The organism is Desulfoluna sp. HI9BLuna, assembly GCF_056829775.1.
Window position 1 is genome coordinate 5,959,999 of sequence record NZ_CP186555.1, and the last position, 19,519, is coordinate 5,979,517.

At 50.1% G+C, this 19,519-nt stretch carries 11 protein-coding genes and 1 tRNA gene; 6 read left to right on the forward strand and 6 right to left on the reverse strand.

From position 1 onward, the window contains the following. The first annotated feature begins 461 nt into the window (after positions 1–461). From ACOYW0_RS24180 to dcd, 4 genes are all read left to right on the forward strand, one after another. Complete coding sequence (locus ACOYW0_RS24180) at positions 462–890, forward strand: hypothetical protein (protein WP_482416280.1); 429 nt, start codon at positions 462–464, stop codon at positions 888–890. A 395-nt stretch (positions 891–1,285) separates the two neighbouring features. Continuing rightward, positions 1,286–2,113: an autotransporter domain-containing protein gene (locus tag ACOYW0_RS24185; protein ID WP_482416281.1), complete on the forward strand. Its 828-nt coding sequence runs from the start codon at positions 1,286–1,288 to the stop codon at positions 2,111–2,113. A gap of 1,763 nt (positions 2,114–3,876) precedes the next feature. Further along, positions 3,877–5,409, forward strand: coding sequence for an arylsulfatase (locus ACOYW0_RS24190; RefSeq protein ID WP_482416282.1), 1,533 nt, complete (start codon positions 3,877–3,879; stop codon positions 5,407–5,409). A gap of 175 nt (positions 5,410–5,584) precedes the next feature. Next, positions 5,585–6,106 carry a dCTP deaminase gene (gene dcd / locus ACOYW0_RS24195; protein ID WP_482416283.1) on the forward strand — a complete coding sequence of 174 codons (522 nt, stop codon included), beginning with the start codon at positions 5,585–5,587 and terminating at the stop codon, positions 6,104–6,106. A 763-nt stretch (positions 6,107–6,869) separates the two neighbouring features. Here dcd and ACOYW0_RS24200 read toward each other — a convergent pair. After that, a complete protein-coding gene (locus tag ACOYW0_RS24200) occupies positions 6,870–8,798 on the reverse strand; it encodes a hypothetical protein (protein ID WP_482416284.1) in 1,929 nt (642 codons plus the stop codon). After that, on the reverse strand, positions 8,795–12,703 hold the full coding sequence (locus tag ACOYW0_RS24205) for an HTH domain-containing protein (protein ID WP_482416285.1): 3,909 nt from the start codon (positions 12,701–12,703) through the stop codon (positions 8,795–8,797). The genes ACOYW0_RS24200 and ACOYW0_RS24205 overlap by 4 nt, the downstream gene beginning before the upstream one ends. 869 nt (positions 12,704–13,572) lie before the next feature. On the opposite strand from ACOYW0_RS24205, the gene ACOYW0_RS24210 reads away from it, so the two are divergent. Continuing rightward, positions 13,573–13,740, forward strand: a complete 168-nt coding sequence (locus ACOYW0_RS24210; RefSeq protein WP_482416286.1) for a membrane dipeptidase — start codon at positions 13,573–13,575, stop codon at positions 13,738–13,740. Positions 13,741–13,971: 231 nt separating this feature from the next. Here ACOYW0_RS24210 and ACOYW0_RS24215 read toward each other — a convergent pair whose 3' ends face one another. After that, positions 13,972–14,985 (reverse strand): AraC family transcriptional regulator, encoded by a 1,014-nt coding sequence (locus tag ACOYW0_RS24215; protein ID WP_482416287.1) that lies wholly within the window; start codon positions 14,983–14,985, stop codon positions 13,972–13,974. A gap of 174 nt (positions 14,986–15,159) precedes the next feature. Next, the gene (locus ACOYW0_RS24220) at positions 15,160–15,936 is read right to left on the reverse strand and encodes an SDR family NAD(P)-dependent oxidoreductase (RefSeq protein ID WP_180145469.1); all 777 of its coding nucleotides are present in this window, start codon (positions 15,934–15,936) and stop codon (positions 15,160–15,162) included. Between the two features lie 705 nt (positions 15,937–16,641). On the opposite strand from ACOYW0_RS24220, the gene ACOYW0_RS24225 reads away from it, so the two are divergent. Then, on the forward strand, positions 16,642–17,232 hold the full coding sequence (locus tag ACOYW0_RS24225) for a GNAT family N-acetyltransferase (protein ID WP_482416288.1): 591 nt from the start codon (positions 16,642–16,644) through the stop codon (positions 17,230–17,232). 320 nt (positions 17,233–17,552) lie between these two features. On the opposite strand, the gene ACOYW0_RS24230 is transcribed toward ACOYW0_RS24225, so the two are convergent. Next, positions 17,553–18,716 (reverse strand): tetratricopeptide repeat protein, encoded by a 1,164-nt coding sequence (locus ACOYW0_RS24230; protein WP_482416289.1) that lies wholly within the window; start codon positions 18,714–18,716, stop codon positions 17,553–17,555. Between the two features lie 691 nt (positions 18,717–19,407). After that, a tRNA-Pro gene (locus ACOYW0_RS24235) sits at positions 19,408–19,484 on the reverse strand. Between the last annotated feature and the right edge of the window lie 35 nt (positions 19,485–19,519).

Sequence of the window (19,519 nt, forward strand, 5' to 3'; positions counted from 1 at the left end):
TTTTTAGTTTCCCTTGAAAGGCACATTGCTGAGGCAAAACAATGCCGCAGGGGGCCGGGCATGTTCTCCCCTCCCCTGACATGATGCCGCAAACACCAAAGACATTCGCACCACGCCTCCGTATGACGAGTAGCGGAGAGTGCCTGTCATGGATCATTTACCCATACCGTTCAAAACCAGTACACCCTTCTATCGCCGTCCTCACTTTTCTTTCCATGGATCTGGTATTTTCTTGTGGTGGGAATTTGTCATGGGATTTTTTGTTATCTCTCGCAATGTTTTGTTTTGCCTGGAAAAAAATGACTATTAAAGCTATAAGTGGCTCACCTGCCACTGGCGACGAACCATCATTACTGCTTACCTGAATAATTTATTTTTTACCGAGAGCCTGAGCGAATTTAAGATTGGTCTACAACCGGTTACTTGTGGCATTCATCATCAATTTTAAATGGAGGCGTTAAATGAAACATGTCATTTTAGTCATTCTGGTATCGGTTTGTCTTACTGCGTGTTGCATGAACAGTCTCAAGGTGAGACCTGAAATGAGTGCCGTCGATGTGAAAAATGCAAACGTCGGTGTTGTGAAAGCAGACATTGAATTTGATTTTAGCGAGTGTTGCCCGTCCAAAGAAGAAAAGAAGATTGCTGTGAATATCAAAAAGAAATCTGAAGAGTTGTGCGCACAGCTTGTGGCGGGTGATATAACAATTGAGGCTTACAATTCCAAGATAGAAGCCATCCATAAAGGCTTATACATGGTTGTATATGCTTGTGCTGCCAGCACAGGAAGAGATATCAACGATCTTTCGAAACCTCATTTTACGATTCCGACTGTTTCTGTCCAAGAGGCTTGGGAACATTTGGAAGAGATAGATGAAATAATCGAGTAGCCTACAGCCACCGCCAGGCCCAGGGATCCGCAGTATAGAACCCTTTAAAACAACCACATTCGCATGGCCAAATCCCGTATGATGGGCAGCGGAGCGTGCCCATCATCGGTCAATGCCCCACATCATTCATCACCATGAAAACGCTGTTTTTCTCACACGGCCATCCCGGGCATGGGCGGCTCGTCACATTCCCTCCCCCCCAAAAAAAAATCATCCTCCCTTGCCCTTAAACATCGCCACGTGATGATGTCTCCCCTTGATAACAACCGTGAACCGTACTACCATTTGGCGCGTTTTTAAGTAAATCAGGAAACCGGCAATACATTTCTGTGCGTTTGAACTGCTTTCCGGCGGCTTGACTGGATGGCCGAAACCGATGTGAGGTACAAAGAGACATGAAAAAGACGTTTAAGGGCAGCCTGCTGTCAATGATTTTTCTCATAAGCATGCTTACCCCTGCCCTTGCAGGCACCCAAACACCGCTAACAGACCGGCATCGGTTTGGCGTGGGGCTGAAAACCCACTATTTCGACTACAAGGAGCCCGGCATCATGGAGGAGACGGGGTTTATGTATGGCGTGGTCGGACACTATACGCACCACACGGCTTACAATGTGATGGTTCATGCCAGCGTCGAATACAGCATGGGCAGCCTTGATTACGACGGCCACCTCCAGGACGGGACACCTTTTGAAACAGATACGGATGATTGGCTCGTGGAGTGCCGGGGCCTTATCGGCTATGATATCGGCATCAAGGGCAGGTACCTCATAACGCCCTACACGGGAGTCGGGTATCGCTACTGGAACGACGTTATCTCCTCTGCCTACGGATATGAACGAGAAATTCACTACTGGTATGCCCCCATCGGTGTGAAAACGGCGGGACCGCTTGCCGAGAAGTGGACGTGGGGATTGACGGCAGAATACGATCTTTTTTGTCGGGGGACCGTGAAAAGCCACGTGAGCGATGCAGACCCAGCCTACAATGATCCTTCCCTTGATCAGGACTTTGGCAAAGGCTATGGGGTCCGGTGCTCCCTGATGTTTGAAAGGGCTCTTGCCGGGGGCGCTTCAGTCTCCATCGAGCCGTTTATTTCCTATTGGGACATGCAGCGTTCAGAGGTTGGCGACCTCTACTCCGATGGCGCGCCCATCGGCCATGTGGTCGAACCGGAAAACGAAACGCTCTCATACGGGCTGAGCATAAGCCTCAACCGGTAAGTAGAAAAAAAGGGCGCGTCATGCTCATTGACGCAGGCCGACAAAGGCCATTCCAGACATGGCCGGTTTTCCTCATACCTGATGGGCACGGCACCAAGGCCGTCGTCCACCCAACGGTTGCGGGCTTGCCTTTGCCCATCCTACAGGCTCGGGTTACCACAACCCCGGTAGCCGTGTGCCATACGTAGGATGGGCAAAGCGGAGCGTGCCCATCTTTGCCCGGTTACCCCACACCTTCCCAACCAACAGACCCTTTCGCCACACGCGATGGGCACGGCGCCAAGGCCATCGCCAGCCCAACGGTTTCGAGCTTGCCTTTTCCCATCCTACAGAGCTCGGTTTAACGACCCCGGTAGCCGTGTGCCACACGTAGGATGGGCAAAGCGGAGCGTGCCCATCTTTGCCTGGTTACCCCACACCTTCCCAACCAACAGACCCTTTCGCCACACGCGATGGGCACGGCGCCAGGGCCGCCGCCAGCCCAACGGGCGCGGGCTTGCCTTTGCCCATCCTACAGGCTCGGGTTAACGACCCCGGTAGCCGTGTGCCACACGTAGGATGGGCAAAGCGGAGCGTGCCCATCGTTGCCCGGTTACCCCACACCATCCCAACCAACAGACCCTTTCGCCACACGCGATGGGCACGGCACCAAGGCCGTCGCCAGCCCAACGGTTGCGGGCTTGCCTTTGCCCATCCTACAGGCTCTGGTTAACGACTCCGGTAGCCGTGTGCCACACGTAGGATGGGCAAAGCGAAGCGTGCCCATCTTTGTCTGGTTACCCCACACCTTCCCAACCAATAGAACCATTCACCACACGCGATGGGCACGGCGCCAAGTCCGTCGCCCGCCCAAAGGTTGCGGGCTTGCCTTTGCCCATCCTACAGAGCTCGGGTTTAACATGACTCCGGTCGCCGTGTGCCACACGTAGGATGGGCAAAGCGGAGCGTGCCCATCGTTGCCCGGTTACCCCACACCTTCCCAACCAACAGACCCTTTCGCCACACGCGATGGGCACGGCGCCAAGGCCGTCGCCATCCCAACGGTTGCGGGCTTGCCTTTGCCCATCCTACAGAACTCGGGTTATAACGACTCCGGCAGCCGTGTGTCACACGTAGGATGGGCAAAGCGGAGCGTGCCCATCTTTGCCTGGTTACCCCACACCTTTCCAAGCAACAGAATCTTTCGCCATACGCGATGGGCACGGCGCCAAAGCCGTCGCCCGCCCAACGGTTTCGGGTTTGCCATTGCCCATCCTACAGGCTCGGGTTAACGACCCTGGTAGCCGTGTGCCACACGTAGGATGGGCAAAGCGGAGCGTGCCCATCTTTGCACGGTTAACCCGCACCTTCCCAACCAACAGAGTCTTTCGCCACACGCGATGGGCACGGCGCCAAGGCCATCGCCCACCCAACGGTTGCGGGTTTGCCTTTGCCCATCCTACAGGGCTCGGGTTAACGACTCCGGTAGCCGTGTGCCACACGGGGGATGGGCAAAGCGAAGCGTGCCCATCGTTACATTTGCTTTTATTAGAGCTTGCCTCAGCCCTATGTCCCCTTTATACTAACCCATAACAGAGGAGATCCCGACTCCCTTCGCTACCAATTTCAGCACCTTTCCCACTGCCACAATCTCCCCTTTTCCTTTCAAGCCCAGACCTTTTTGCAGAACCCACGTTTTTTCCAAACATAGACGTTAAGTCAACGGCAACCGGCCTTTCATCCAGTACCGGATGCCCCCTCACCCCAAGCGTAAGGAGTCTTCCATGAAGCCCATCATCGTCTTTTTCGCCAGCCTCCTTGTCGTACTGGCAGTCCCTTTTCAATCCGCAGTCGCCGCTGATAAACCCAACATCCTTGTTATCTTCACTGACGATGTGGGGTGGTCCAATATCGGGGCCTATCACCAGGGGCTCATGAGTGGTCGCACCCCCAACATCGATAAGCTCGCAGCCCAAGGCATGCGATTCACCGATTACTATGCCCAGCCCACCTGCACGGCAGGGCGATCGGCGTTTATCACCGGCCAATTTCCTGTGCGGACGGGCATGCACACCGTGGGGCTTCCCGGGGATCCTGTGGGGCTGAAACCGGAGACCCCTACCCTGCCTGAGCTCCTCAAGCTTCAAGGATACGTCACCGGTCAGTTCGGCAAAAACCACCTGGGGGACCGTGATGAATTCCTTCCCACAAAACATGGGTTTGATGAGTTCTGGGGCTGGCTCTACCATCTTAACGGCATGGAATACACCTCGGATCCAGAGTGGCCGGATAGCAAGGAATTCAAAGCTTTTGAGCCGAGAAATGCCATCCACGCCTGGGCTACCTCCAAGGGCAAGCAGAAGATCGAGGATGACGGCCCAATCCCCCCCAAACGCATGGAGACCCTGGACGATGAGGTGAACAAACACGCCCTGGCCTTCATTGAAAAAGCCGTGGCTGACAAGAAACCCTTTTTTACCTGGTATTGCCCCTCACGTGCCCATGTGTGGTCCTACTTCTCTGAAAAGTACGAAAAAATGCTGGGGACCAACGGCTGGGGCATGCAGGAAGTGGTCATGAAGGACCTGGACGACCACGTGGGGGAAGTGCTGGACCGTCTGGACAAACTGGGGGTTGCCGACAACACCATTGTTATCTTCACAGCAGACAACGGACCGGAGATCATGACCTGGCCCGACGGTGGCATGACCCCCTTCCACGGCGAAAAGGGCACCACCTGGGAGGGCGGCGTGCGGGTTCCCATGCTCATCCGCTGGCCCGGCAAGATCAAAGCGGGCGTTGTAAACAACGGGCTCTTTGACGGCATGGATTTTCTTCCGACCCTGGTAGCCGCAGCGGGGGGACCAAAGGATCTGAAAAAGAAGCTGCTCAAAGGGTACAAAGGGCAAAAAGCCCACCTGGATGGGTACAATCAGATGGACCTTCTCACGGGCAAGGGCCCATCCAAACGAAAAGAGATCATCTACTACGAGCGCACCACCCTCCAGGCTGTTCGCTACGGGGACTGGAAAGCGCATTTCATCGTTCAACGCGGAGGATGGTTCGGGGCTAAAGAGAGATTAGGTGCTCCCCTTCTCTTTAACCTGCGGCAGGATCCTTACGAGCGGGCTGCCGATGAGTCCGGCATGTACATCAACTGGATGGGCAAAAAGATGTGGGCCTTCGGCCCGGCCCAACGCCTGGTTCAAAAGCACCTTGCAACCTTTGAGGAGTGGCCCCCGGCAAGTGCAAGCGCAACGAAAAACAGCGATGAGCTTAAGTCTTTTATGGAAGGAGATCAGGGCATGGGCCAGTGATCAAAGCAAGATAAATCCAGTACCTTGATTTTTTTGGCCGCTTTTGCCATAAAAGCGGCCAAAATGCGTTTGGAAGCCAAACGTTTGCAATCGACAAGCCCCCTTCTGTATATACCCCTTACAAGAAAACCTTCGAATGTAAGCCCACCTCAACCAGACCCGCAAGGAGATCAACATGATTTTATCCGGAAAAGAGATCGAATCGAGGCTCAACGGCGACATTTGCATCGAGCCTTTTGATAAAAAGAGGATAAATCCCAATAGTTACAATTTGACATTGCACGATGAGCTGTTGATCTACACCGACCCGGTCCTTGACATGAAAAAAGAGCACAGCACCGAAAGCATAACCATTCCAGCCGAGGGGCTCATCCTGGAACCCCACCGGCTGTACCTGGGCCGGACCGTCGAATACACAGAAACCAGCAATCTGGTCCCGATGCTCGAAGGCCGCTCCTCCATCGGGCGGCTCGGCCTGTTTGTTCATGTGACGGCAGGTTTTGGCGATGTCGGGTTCAAAGGGTTTTGGACGTTGGAGATATTCTGCATCCAGTCCATCAGGATTTATTCCGGTGTCGAGGTCTGTCAGATTTATTACCACACCCTTGAAGGCTCCCATGAAACCTATTCCAGCGGGAAGTATCAGGGCAACAAGGGCATTCAACCCAGTTTGCTGTACCGGGATTTCAAAAAGTAGGAAATACCTTTCATCCCCTCTTTCTCGTTGTTATTCAGGTGCGTCAATGCAATATCACGCCCTTTCGCATGGGGCCCTTGCCGTCCCTTGACGCAAGGATAAAGAACTGAGATCATTCGGATTATGAAATGGGCAACTCTCTTATTTCTCTCCTCTTTGCCTTTCACACAAAGCACCCTCACTACCCCGGCGAGCTGAATGCTCCCATCTTCTGCGTTATCAGAGCTTCAAGGTAAACAACTACATCCGCAGTTCCAACGCATCGCACAAGCTGTGACAGGAGGAAACACGATGAGAAAACAACTTCTTTTCGCATGTCTTTTTCTCGGGATGGTCAGGTCCGTGGCCGCCGACACCCTTGTCCAGACGTCAGGTGGATTTATAAACGGGTTCGGCATGATACACCCAGGCTCTCATCTATAGTGTCATTCAGAAAAGCACTTGTTTTATGGTGGGATAATGTAGATATCAGACCGGACTGGATTCGATCTTTTGAACGGGTTGGACAATGGAACGGAATCGGACAATTGTTCTGGGAACGATCGCACTGTCTTGATTGTTGAGTGAGGCTGTATGCATAAAAAGGGACTCAACACTAAAACGGATAGAAGAACTCGAGTTTTTTTCAAAGATTTCCGCAATACGGAGACCTTAGCAGCTCATTAACAGGTTTACGACTCGGTAATTTTAGTGCGTCACCCGGGGGTGGGGACTGGGTGGAGAACACCCGGCTACCCAATTGGGTGACAACAGTGTATCTCATTCATCGCGGATGACGGGTTCCATTATACGCCTTCAGGGCTGCATCTGCTTTTGAGCAGGTTACCCATAGCTCTGGAGTTGTATGACAAAGGTATTGCAAAAGGGAATGCAGAATGCTCCCTTCATCGCCTTTCAATTCCCCGAAAGCTAATTCGGTTAACCATTCCCCTGTAAACTCGCGCCATTTAGCAAGATCCTTAATGCTTGCTGATGCAACAAGACAGATTCTCACCGTCTCTGCGATTGATAAATCATACTGCGCATCACACCTGTATCTACGCATAAGGATTCGCAATTCAACGGCAAGTCCCGGATTCCTGCCAACAGTGGCCAGCCCATTCAATATGCCGAGAAGCTGTGATTTGTCTTCGACATTTGAGAGACGATAGTTCCCTATCTTAAGTGCCTTTGCTGCCAATTCTACTTGGTCGGATTCAACTCGGAAGATCCTCGCAGAATTTACAAGAGCGATAAAGGAGGATGGACCTAACTCATCAGCGTTAAGCTGTTCCTCAATAGTGTCAGAAAGATAGGGGGGTAAGACATTGAGGCTATTTTCCGCCCCCTCCAGGGGTCCCGGATAATACGGACGAGGGAACTCACTGAGTGACTGAAGGCTGTCGGGCTTTATTCCAAAAATGAGGTCACGAAGTTCGCTGCCTGCCGTATTCGTATCATAGCAAGTGGCCGCGATCATGATGCGCCCGAAGAAATCCGCCTTCATCTGAGATGCCGATGCAAGGCTAGACTCCCAGCATGGCTCCAAACGCATATCAACGAGGGATTGTATGTAATGATGCTCCCCACGATTTTTGAACGCCCACTCACAAAATGTTTCTGGAATACAGTAATTTACAAGTTGACGATTAATGAGCGCTGCCTGTGACAGTGCTGCCAACCTTCTGTAGAAAGGCGGCTCAGAAGCCATTAATCGCGTCCTAGATAGCTCTCCGTCTACGAGAACGAACAACGCCAAGAGGAGCTTCAATCCGCTTTCCGAACCGTCAAGATTGTCATCACGAATCTTTTCGATGAGACGAATAATAAGTGGCTCAATCTCGGGATATTCAGGTAGTATGCGCAAGCCAACTTCAATAGCACCAAGTTGGGATATTCTGTCTCCCTGTTTTACCAAGAACTCGAATATTCGGATAATGTCGTCACTACTTACGTGATCGATACCAATTTCGGTCGTAAGTGCATTATGTGATGACAAGAGAAGGCTAAATAAGAAGCCTTCATAGGGGTTCCATGCAGAGAGCTGCGCCAAGACCTGTTTACCTTCGCCTGTAGCATAATTCATGATGGACATACTCCCGTCGTACGCGCCAACAAGTCTGTCAAAATATCTTCGAGAAGAAGGAACGAGAGACTCAATGCCCCATTTCCCGGTTTCGATCTTATTGCATATCGATCTCGCTACATGGACCGGGGTATCGTCAAAATCACTTTGAAACTCGAGAAGTTCGTCATCTTCTAAGGGGCGTTCCGAAAGAATAGTACGCCAATATTCATAGGCATTAGTTGGTAAATTGACATCCGCCGCTTCCTGATCGAGTGTGCGGAGACGTAAAGAGGTATTGGGAGATAGCATGACGAAATTGGGGAGAAGGAGACGCCGGTCGTCGGCATAAATAACCAGCTTAGGCAAATCTTCCCCTTTAGATTCGTTTGTAAGCTTCCACTCCCTGCCAACTGTGTCGATTACGTCCAATTCGAGTGAGCCCGAAAGAACCTCACGAATAGCATCAAAGAGTATCGAACGTTGAATTGATATACCAGAATCGTTAATATCAAGAATAACAGCAGGTTTTAGGCCATAGTCATCACAAAACTCTGTTTGTTCAAGTAAGGTATTGCGTACTATTGGGGGCACTAATGACAACGCGATCTGAGCCAAATCGGTCCTGCTCAAAAGAGTATTGTTCATATCATTTCATCCTTACTCAACTCCGTATCGATCATTTCTACAATCTGTGCTTTTTGATACTCAACAATCCAAGAGTACAGGTCAGGAAACTGTTCCTTGATAGGAGCTAAAAACCTACACTCCACCCAACCCCAATAGGCATCATTTATTTCCTGCGAAACGTCGGGTAGGGGGGAAAGAAACAACCAAATTTGTAAACCACGTCCGATCCTGACAGCATTGTCACCATTCTCTGGTCCTAGACTATGAGCCCAGCCACGGACATCAACTTGATCAACGATCCAGTTAGATTGGGCCGTTACCTTGGAGAGATCAACGCCATCCGTCCACAATGTCCTCAATACCCTAATGAATGCCCTAAGAGTGGAATCTAACCAATTTACTTCCTCTGGAAGCTGAAGCCAGTCCGTCATTCGAACTTGGAGAATGCTCTCCCTGATGGCTTTCAACTCCGCCGTCTCAATAATTTGATCGTCCTTAACAGAGGACGCTATCAGATGCTGTTTCAGTTCGTGCTCGGAGACCGGCATAAAGAGAAATCCGGCACGGCGAAGTAATGACCTGTACTCGAATAGGTTTTCAGTAGATATCATGCCAGCTGAAGCCAACGTATCCATAAGATCCAACGTTGAAAATACTGGTGTTTGCCCTTTTCCATCATTAATATGCGCGTGCTGATTGAGGATCCTATCGTCTGAAATTATCGCATCGCATATGGTGGTAAGATTGATTACACCAAAAGTAGCGTGTTCAGATATTGATTGCTCGTCTGGTTTATTCAGGTTACGTCTCTTGCTAACCTTAATTTTTCCAGACACAATTCTTGAATAAATGGCACTTCGTATGCTCTCTATCGCTTCGTTGACTTTGTCAGATATGTTTTCATAAGCTATAAGTGCATTAACTTCTGATACTTTTCTATGCGAGGCGATCACTCTAAAACCCGCGGCATGAATCTTTTCTAAGAGTCCAAGATGGATAAAAAAAGTCATCGCTAAGTCATCTATATACAGTACTACTCTCTCACTTATAACTGGTTGATTTGGCCAAGGCTTCTCATGTAACTGCAAGTATGAACGCGCTCTTTTCTCCTCCTTTACTGTGAGCTGACCTCTCTCGCGCAGCTTTTCCACAATAGACAGGCAACTACTCAGAACTGTTTCATGTTCACTCAAGTCAGCTTCTTCCTCCATGAACGAAGATATCCTATGAACAGGAAACGAACGCACAACAATCCGTTGCGTGTCATCATCGTCTCTGATTTTTTCCGCTTCGGATATCAGCAGTGCCAACTCATCACCAATCTGAGCTGATAATTGGCTATCCGCAACTGTACTCGGAACAAACTTTTCCAGAACACCTCTTGCTAACAAGTCGCGTGTCCAGTGTGCACCTCTAATCCGACTCGGCTGATGGTATGCGGCCTTTTGTTTTTCCTCGAACAGCCATGGAAGGGTCGAATGCGGTATATAGACGGCGTCGAAAGCATCCAATGATTTGTCTAATAAATTTAAGAAGGTCAGGGTAAGTAAGGTCGTGGCATCAATGCCAACGGTCATATCAGCAATATTAAGCTGTGCTGTTAGTCGTTTACCACTATATGCAGGAATGATGCTTCTGCGCCTTGGGTCACCCTCTGAAAGATTTGTCAGTGCCGGAAATAGAATTAAATCGACCAATGATTTGTTGAGAGATTTAGCTGCAAGAGACATTGGGATTTGGCCACGTCTCAGCAACTGTAAAATTTCGGTCTCTCGTCGATCCCAGTCCGGTTTCCAGTCAAAGAGCTCTTTTAATGTAACTTTTTGAATTGGACCGTTGCCTCCAGAGAGTTCGGCAGCTCGGTGAAGCCACCTTCCAACCTCAGGATCGTCCTCCCATCCCGCGTTCGAAGCCAATAAATACGCATTACTATAAATCGAAGCGTCGTCACCAGCCTTTGTGATCGCCTCAAATATCAAATCTTTGGCATGACGCGATCCCAAATGTAGAGCGAGTTGAGCAGCGTCAATCAATTCGTGAGCGCTTCTTTTATTTTTTTCCGTGTATTCTCTTACGACAATCATTGATAGAGAGTTCCAATCACCAAGAGCTATAGCAATATTAACCTCTAAAGCACGATAATTTGGATTCTCCTGGTCATCACTCAGCTTCGCCAATTCGTTACGAGCCTCAAGGATTTCTCCTTCGTGGTATAACGCCCAAGAGTAGAACATTTGAAGCTTTCTGGATTGCGATAAGTGATTGAGATTTGCCCTTACAAACTCGACAATTGCTTCATTTTTATTAGCATTTACCAAAGCATTGACAAGAATTTCCGCATCACGTAACGAACCTGTCCTTTCAAATAGAATGGTTCCATATTCACAGAGATCATCCCACTTTTTTGTAATGTTGAGTTCACTGACCAAAGACGCTAAGTCTCCCAATGAATCACTTTCCTTGAACTGCAGCTTTCGAGCCGAAACAGGGTCTGCACCTTCTGCCTCTGAGATGATTCTCTGGAGACGGCCTTTCTCTGCATCAGAAAGCCCCTTGGATGATATCAGACCTAAACATTCATTTGCTCTTTCAACCAAACCAACTCTCGAATACATCTCGATCTGCAGAGACCCCATCACTTTTTCATCAAGGTACTTGGACAGCTCATCGTAGTGATGAGCAATGTAGTTTGCAGCATCTTCTGGAGTTTTTTGCGTAAAGGCGAGTGCCAAACGCGCGACTGCAGCGTCTTGTGTAATTCCACCATTAAGGGTGATCTGTCGTTCGATCTCATTCTGCACAGCCAATATGTCGAACTTCACTCCGAATTGAACGCCGAGAGGCACCAAGCGAAGAGCTGACTTGGTGTAGCGCAATTTTTCCTTTAGCTGTCGTCTTGCACTATCCGATTTCTCAGGGTCTTTTAGTTGAAGCCACAGTGCATAATCATCGTCTACCGCTGCTGCCCTATGACAATTTAGTTGCCGTGCAACGACTGCAGCAGTAACAAATTGTTGTTGTGCTCTAAGCCGTGCCTCCATCGAAGTTGCGTCTGATGCGAGAGGAAAATCAGCAGCTCCAAAAGGCAACTGGTTTAGAATAGAAACACGAAGTTCAATCGGCACTGTGCTCATGAGACGAGTTATCGCTGATATGTGATGAAGAATCGGCGCATTCTCAAAGTCTTGATCATTCAACTTATCAAGAGTCCCTGTTGCCATTGACCAAAGACCGACCTCAAGTTGCTGGTGCAGAAGATAATATTTACCGTCAGCGTCCAGATCATTAGCTTCAATCCCAACCTTTGCAAGCCAGCCAAGTGCCTCCTCACCACCTTCATGGTGAGCCACAATAATAAATGCTGCCGAGTTTGAAACAGGCGAATTAATTCCTGCCAACTTACTCAGAGCAGCACTTTTGTCGCCCTCCTGCGAAGAAATAAAAGCGTCTGTGATCTCAATTTCAGGGCAAGCCCCCAAGCTTTTTGCGAGTTCCAAGTAGCCTTCGACTTTGCCTAGCTCATCAGTTCGAGACAGCAATCGTGCACACCATGCCAGTGCCAAGCTCCTTACCGTATCTGTACCCGTGGATAGGTCCCCTTCAATAAGTCGCTTTGTAAGCATGTGTGCTGCACTGGATAGGTCAAACTCACTAAAAAATCGTGACATACGGAGAATGGATAGTTCCTCATTAATTTTTTTATCAACAAGATCTGTTGGAAAGACTGTTGTGACGTAAGTTATATCCCCTCCTGCTAACAAGTTGAAAGAACCATCACCTGACGAAATAGATTGATTATGATTATTATTCAACATTATCGTGTTTTGACTCGCTATAAAATTGTATATCCCGGCCAGCTTGAATGTTTGTTGAGTTATTGCCAGATCGTATTTTCTGAGATGTAACAGCTTGTCTTCGTACATAGATAACACGACTAATCCATGTGAGTAATACGAAGCCAGCTCCGGAAAAAAGCCATTCCTTGTTGTTAATCATCCACTCTATAAATTTATCCAATTATTACGACCTCTTAAATTGAAATTAAAGTCGCACCACTGGCCATCAGTTGCCTGTAACGGCGAAAGACCGATCCCTACAGGTTAAACTTTCAGCATGTATACTTAAAACCAACCTTGATTTCATAGCCATGGTACTGTTTCCGTCTATAGAACATGTCAGCAAAATCAGTTTCATGCTGTTCTTCCTCACTGAGCTGCACATTGATATCTGCCCAAAGTGAACATGAACTAAATTTCGTCACGTTTCTATATTTAAAACTACACCACGTCTTTACTGATAATATTTGCCACCCACCGAATAGTTAATGGACAGCCTCTAAGCACAGAAACGTCTGTAATAAAAAGCTGTTCGATTTAACCGTTGGAAAGACTGCCCGAGCAAAGACGGTGCCCGCACCAACCAATTATTTACATAGAGTTTCGATACCACACACACATCTCGAAGCGTCAATCTATGCAATGTGTATCTCTACATTGCGAGATCATCGGGTAGATTTTCAAAAGGCCTTCTTCTTTGTGATGCAGGATTAGTGAAGCACTTTATAACTTCAGTTGACTTTAAAGCAGAACTTATCAGTGCTGTCAATGCGTGAAAACTTCGAATGGAAAGGGGCCAGACCTACACACTTGACAACCATTATCTTGATCTGGATTAATGATCATGTGGAAAGGGGGCGCGTCTTGACATTTGACACAACCCCTACTCATTCGGTTAATTAGTCGGTGGCTTGAGGCCGATCTGGTTATAGGACAAGAGCCCCACAAACCAGATAATGGGGCCTGCTGTGGCATATAGTGCTAAACCGGAAGGGATTAGTCATAATGTCCAATATCAAGACGCGACCCCTTCTTCCATGATGAAGCACGGCTATTCAGAGGATGAGATCCGTAAAATTATGGTTGGAAACTGGATGAGGGTTATGAAAGAAGTCTGGGGATAGAAATGCCCCTGAATTCGGGTGTGCATCTGAAGTGTGGATCGCCTGAGTCCGGTTCAGTTCAAGTCTTTATGCTGATGATAATACGCCTTATACATCACCAATTTCTCGTCTTGGAGGGATGAGTCTCAGGCCATCGGCAACCCATTGCTTTATGCGTACCTGGGGTTGCACCAACCGGTTCATCGACAACAGCCCGCCCCGAGGTGAGCCTTGGCAGCCCCAACCTCGAAATCAATGCAATTGATCGGCTTGGAAGTGCTCATTTCGGTACTCACCCGGCGTTGCCCCTGTCCAGCCTTTGAAAGCCCGCAAAAACGAATTGCTGTCCTGGTAGCCCAGCAGGAAGGATATTTCGGGCGGAGAAATGGCAGAGCGGGAGAGGTAATGCTTGGCCAGGGCTTCCCGCGTGATGTTCAAGACCTCCTGATAACTCGAAGACTCCCGGCTCAACTGCCTCTGCAGGGTGCGTTTGCTCACCGCCAGCCTTCGAGCTGCCTCTTCAATGGTGCTTTCGCCGCTGGGGAGCATTTCGAGCAGGGCGCTCTTCACCCGCTGGCTGAAGGTTGTTTCGGCCTCCAGGTCGGAAAGCCTCTGTTTCAGCTCCGTCTCGAAAAAATTCCACATGGAAGCATCTTCCGTGAGAAAGGGACGGCCCGCATCGGTCGCAGAAAACCCGATGCGGATCGCTTTGCCTCGCCGGATCGGATTCTCGAAATACTCGGTGTAGGGGGCGCTGTTGCCCGGAAGCTCAGGTAACTCCAAAACAGTGGGAACAATCCGTTCCCGCGTTGCAAGGCGAATCAGCTGTGTGAAAAACACCAGTTCTGCAGCTCCAAGGGATCGCGGTATACGGTGGGTGTAGCCATAGCAATCCAGGGTGGCACAGGTCACCTCTCTTCCAATCTTCACGTCCATGGTCATGGGGCCGATAAGGGGCTTGAACCTGGCCAGCCGCTGCAGGGCCGTGTTCATGTCCGGGCTGCAAAGGCTTGCGAAGATCGCGGGATCAAAGGACTCCACCGAAATGGCCCGCCCCACCATCAACGGGAGCTCCTCGTTCCCGGCTATTTGTTCCAGCCCCTCCCAGAGCCTGAAATAATCAGCCGGGCTCAATGCAGCATCCTTCCGCGAAAAAAGATCCGCGGGCAAGCCCGCCAAGGCAAGCACATGGGCCGTGTTGAGCCCCATGTCCGCAAGCATGATTTTCCAGCCGCGCTGCACAACAAATCGGGATGCTTTTTTCATTTTTTTTTCCTCCGTGACGCAGCCCCTGCGCATTTGCTTACGGGCTGCGCCTGTGACTAACCAACCCTGGGGTGATTCAAAACCGTTCTGATGATGACAGCGTTCAGGTACTCGGCATCAGGTTTCCAAGAGCCTCCACCTGGCCGCCTGAGGCATCCCGAACCATCGTTACGCTCATTTTTTTTCCATGGCCTTCCGGGAAATTTTCAGCACCAGTTTCCTCGGCAGGAAGGGGATAATCCAGTTGAGGGTGAAGTTCAGGCCCGCTTCATTGATTTTGATGAGCTCGCCCTTCTCCATTGCGTCGTAGCCACACTTGGCAACGGTATCAGGGGTGGGGGCCTTGTCCCAGATATCGAGGCCGTCAAGATCGCCTGCCTTGACAAAGTCGGTGGCAACAGCGCCGGGACAGAGGGCTGTTGAGGTGACTCCGGTCCCGTCGAGCTCCTCGGCAATGGCCTGGGAGAAGGAGACCACAAAGGATTTCGTGGCGTAATAGACCGCCTGCAGCGGTCCCGGCATGAATCCGGCTGTTGAGGCCACATGGAGGATGTTCCCCCTGTTTCGTTTCACCATGCCCTGGAGGTAGAGGTGGGTCAGATTCACCAGGGAGACCATGTTGACCTGCATCATGGCCTGGTCCTTTGTAAGATTCCGCTCGTGGAATTTTCCATGCCCGCCGAACCCGGCGTTGTTGATAAGAACATCAATGACAAGGCCGGCTGCTTCGGTGGCGGCAAAGATTTTTTCTGCTGCGTCCGGTTCGGCCAGGTCGGCAGCGATTACCGTGGCAGTGATGCCGCAGGTTCTCTCCAGCTCCGCCTTGAGGTCGTTGAGTTTGTTTTCTCGTCGTGCAACCAGGACGACGTCGCCGCCTTTTGATGCATGATATCGTGCCAGCTCGGTTCCAATACCGCTCGATGCGCCGGTAATCAATGCTGTATTTCCCATGATTATCTCCCTGTATGTACTTTGAGTTGCGCCTGTGTCAGGCGTGCTGCTTTTTGGATCAATCATAGGGGAACAGGGCGATGCCATAAATAGCACACCGCGCCATACTTCATTCAAATTGTGCCACTTTTTTAAAAAGTGCGCCATAGCCAGATAGCTTTGACAAATTGATTTGGCGTGTGCCTCTGGCAACCGCAACGATTTTTTGGATTCGCCTGAAAATTCACATATGCATTGACATAGATAGAAAAATATCGACTCCCTGATGAACCTTAAATCACCGGCATCGGTCCAAAAAGCCTCATAAAAACATCATCAACGCCTTGACATTTTTTATCTCAAGGCGTAATTCTATCCCCTGTCTTTCCCTGTTAACCATGAACGTCGGCATTGCCAGAAAGGAGTAAATGTTACTTATGAATACCATCGCACGAGAGCTTGTTTGGTCCGTTGCCCTTCGGTAGCGAATGAAGCCAGGGTCCTTTCGGCCCGGGGTGATTCCCCGTCCGCCATGCTGTATTGTCGGGCGCTTTGCTTAAGCGTCACATAACACACTTCCCCATCTTCATTCCCCGCACCAAGTGCACCTGCCGTTCCGGCAACGATATCCAAACACCAAGAAGCACAGAGCACATTACGTTTCACCGCGATTCCCCTGCGCCTATCATGCGCCGTGGGTGAGCCGCCAGAACAATTGGATATCACATGAAAAACGACACCAGGCCTTTACAGGCAAAACAAACATCCCTGTTCGGAGAAGAAGCCGGTCCTCAATTCATATCATCGAATACAGGCCTGGCCCTGCGTGAAGAAACCCCGGATGATATCGTTGCCATCACATGCGTGACGGTGGCGGCCTTCATGCATCTCAAGGTAAGCAACCAGACAGAACACTACATCCTCCATGCCCTTCGAAAGGCAGGCGCTTTGACCCTTTCCCTTGTGGCGGAGACCGAAGGCCAGGTGGTGGGCCACGTGGCATTCTCCCCTGTCACCATTTCCGATGGCACCGAAGCCTGGTTCGGCCTCGGACCCATCTCCGTACTCCCCGGGCACCAGAGACAGGGGATCGGGGGTGCTCTCATTCGGGAAGGCGTCAAGCGGCTCAAGGCTATGGGTGCCAAAGGCTGCGTGCTGGTGGGTGATCCGGGATACTACAAAAAACACGGGTTCCGAAATCCTTCGGATCTTATCGTTGAAGGTGTCCCCCCGGACGTGTTCATGGCCATGCCCCTTGCCGACACCGTGCCCCGGGGTATGGTCACCTTCCATGAAGGATTTTTGGCAACGGAGTAACCTGCGTGAAGAACCAATAAGCCCAGGCTTCCACCCATAGGGAGGCAATACCCTAAAGACCGGGGCTGCCCCGCAGCCCCGTCCCACCTCTCAGTTATACGGCGGTATCTCCCTTTTCAGGCGCGCTTGAGAGGGGCTTTCTCCTCGGCCTGTCTGCCGAAGGTGACGTGCGCATTTTTTTCGAGCGTTTTCTGTTTGAACGGTCTACTGGGGAAATTGGTCGAGTCTTGATAATTGACATCCCCCCTCTTTCAGTCCGGGATCAGGCATATGATTTTGCTAAAGATAAAACGGCCCTTCAAAAAAAGGCGTCTCAATTGTCAATGGCCAACCTGGGCTGTATCGCTTGCTTGAAGCAATGGCTTTATCCGGTCAACAAGCCCATGCACATCATGAAGGTATTGGATTCGATGCTTTTTTCCGGTTTTTAGATCCAATTGTATAAAGTCTGGACATTGAGGGGCCATTACTGTGTTGATATCCCGGATTTGGGACAGTTTAATCCGCCTTACCCTTCCAAACCCAAGCATGGAGCGTACATAAAGGCTGGTCTTGGTCAGCGCGAATTGTTTCATGATGAGGTGTATATATCCGACACCCGCCGCCAAAGAGAGGGCCAAAAAGACGTGGCTGCCAGGATAGGCCTGGGGATCCGGTACATGCGCCTTCGCTGCCGGCGAAAGGTAGCCGAGCCACGAAAAGTAGAGCATGGAAGACAGTGTGGTAATGAAAAGAAGGCTCGCTGGATAGCTGGGGCGTCCTTTAAGCAGTACGGGTTCCGGCACCTTAAAAAGCATGTTGGATATGGTTCGAAGTAACAGAAAGAGAATCAAAAATACACCGAAGGCGAATGCCAGCCCCGAAACAATGGCCCAGTCTCTTTCCGATGTCAAATCAGGATCAAGATATCGTGCGTAGGATTTGTCTTGCCTCTTCTTGTCTTTGAGCCCCAGACGGCCGTACATCAGACCCCTTGCGTGATAGGCCTCAGCGTATTTCGGGTCGAGGGCGATGGCCTTATCATACGCTGAAATGGCGTCCTTAAATTTTGATTGATACCCGTATGACTTTCCCATGAGATAGTAGAGGGTTCTGGACACGATGTACCCATCTGTTGCCACTGCGTTATCAAAACGGGAAATAGCTTGATCGAACGTATTGAGCTCATACCAGCATATTCCCTCAAGGTAATGAGTATTACCTACATTTATTCCGTATGCGCCCTTTTTATTATGGCAGATGATGGGTTCTCGTTGACGAGCGTTCTGGAAGTCCCCAATTGCCTTCTTAAATTCCTGGTGCTTCAGGTAAGCGAGCCCACGTTGATAGTAGGCACACGAAAGGTTGCGCCCCTTTGAAATGTCCTCGGACCATTCTGTGATCATTTTTTGATACTCTGCGGTTGTTTCCGGAGCCGCTGATGCCATAACCGGTGCGAAAAACCATAAAATTAGCAGGCTAAATGCTCTGAGTCTCAATTTCATCGTAGGCCTTTTCATTCAGGGTGAGGGGCGCAATAAAACGGCAAGAGCCAAATCTTTGCTACAATGTTCGATAATTAGCTTTAGCTGATGCTCACCTTGAGAGCAATTCATTTCGCATGTTGTCATGCTTTTTTGATGCCACAGATCGCGGTCGTCTTTTTTTGTTCCCTTGTGTGGTATCGGAACATGCCATATGTCCGGCGTGGCCGTCCTTCCATGGGGGCATCGTTTTGCGTGTGGAGTGCCCTTACCCTTTGCTTTTTGGTGTTCGTCGCGATTTGCTTTGCAAGGATGCTGGAGCGGCTTTTGGGACGCTGACTGGTGCGGGAGCCGCACCCTACCCTTTCTCTTGGCCTGCGTTGGTTTTACGGGGCCGTGTCTTCTCTCTTGCCTTTCTTGGAAAATAGCAGCTGTGCTCAATACGAAATCAACCGTGGCACGCGTCCCCTCCTCTGTTTGCGGATGGGCCAAAAAATGCGTTTTTTGAGGCTGTGGCAATCATGGCGGTGTTGCGGGGTGAGTTCACTGTTTCTGAAAGCCGTGGGGCTCATTTGAGGGGCTTTGGCTGTGGGGGAGGATTATAGCTGAAGGGAGTGGCTGGCGGTTTTGACGCTTTATTTGTTGGGCTTGCGACGGGGGAATAAAAAAAGGGGACATCGTATTTAAACGATGTCCCCTTTTATATCTTTTTTGGTCGGGATGAGAGGATTCGAACCTCCGACCCCTGCGTCCCGAACGCAGTGCTCTACCAGACTGAGCCACATCCCGTTTGTTTTACGGACACACTTCTACCGAAACGCGTG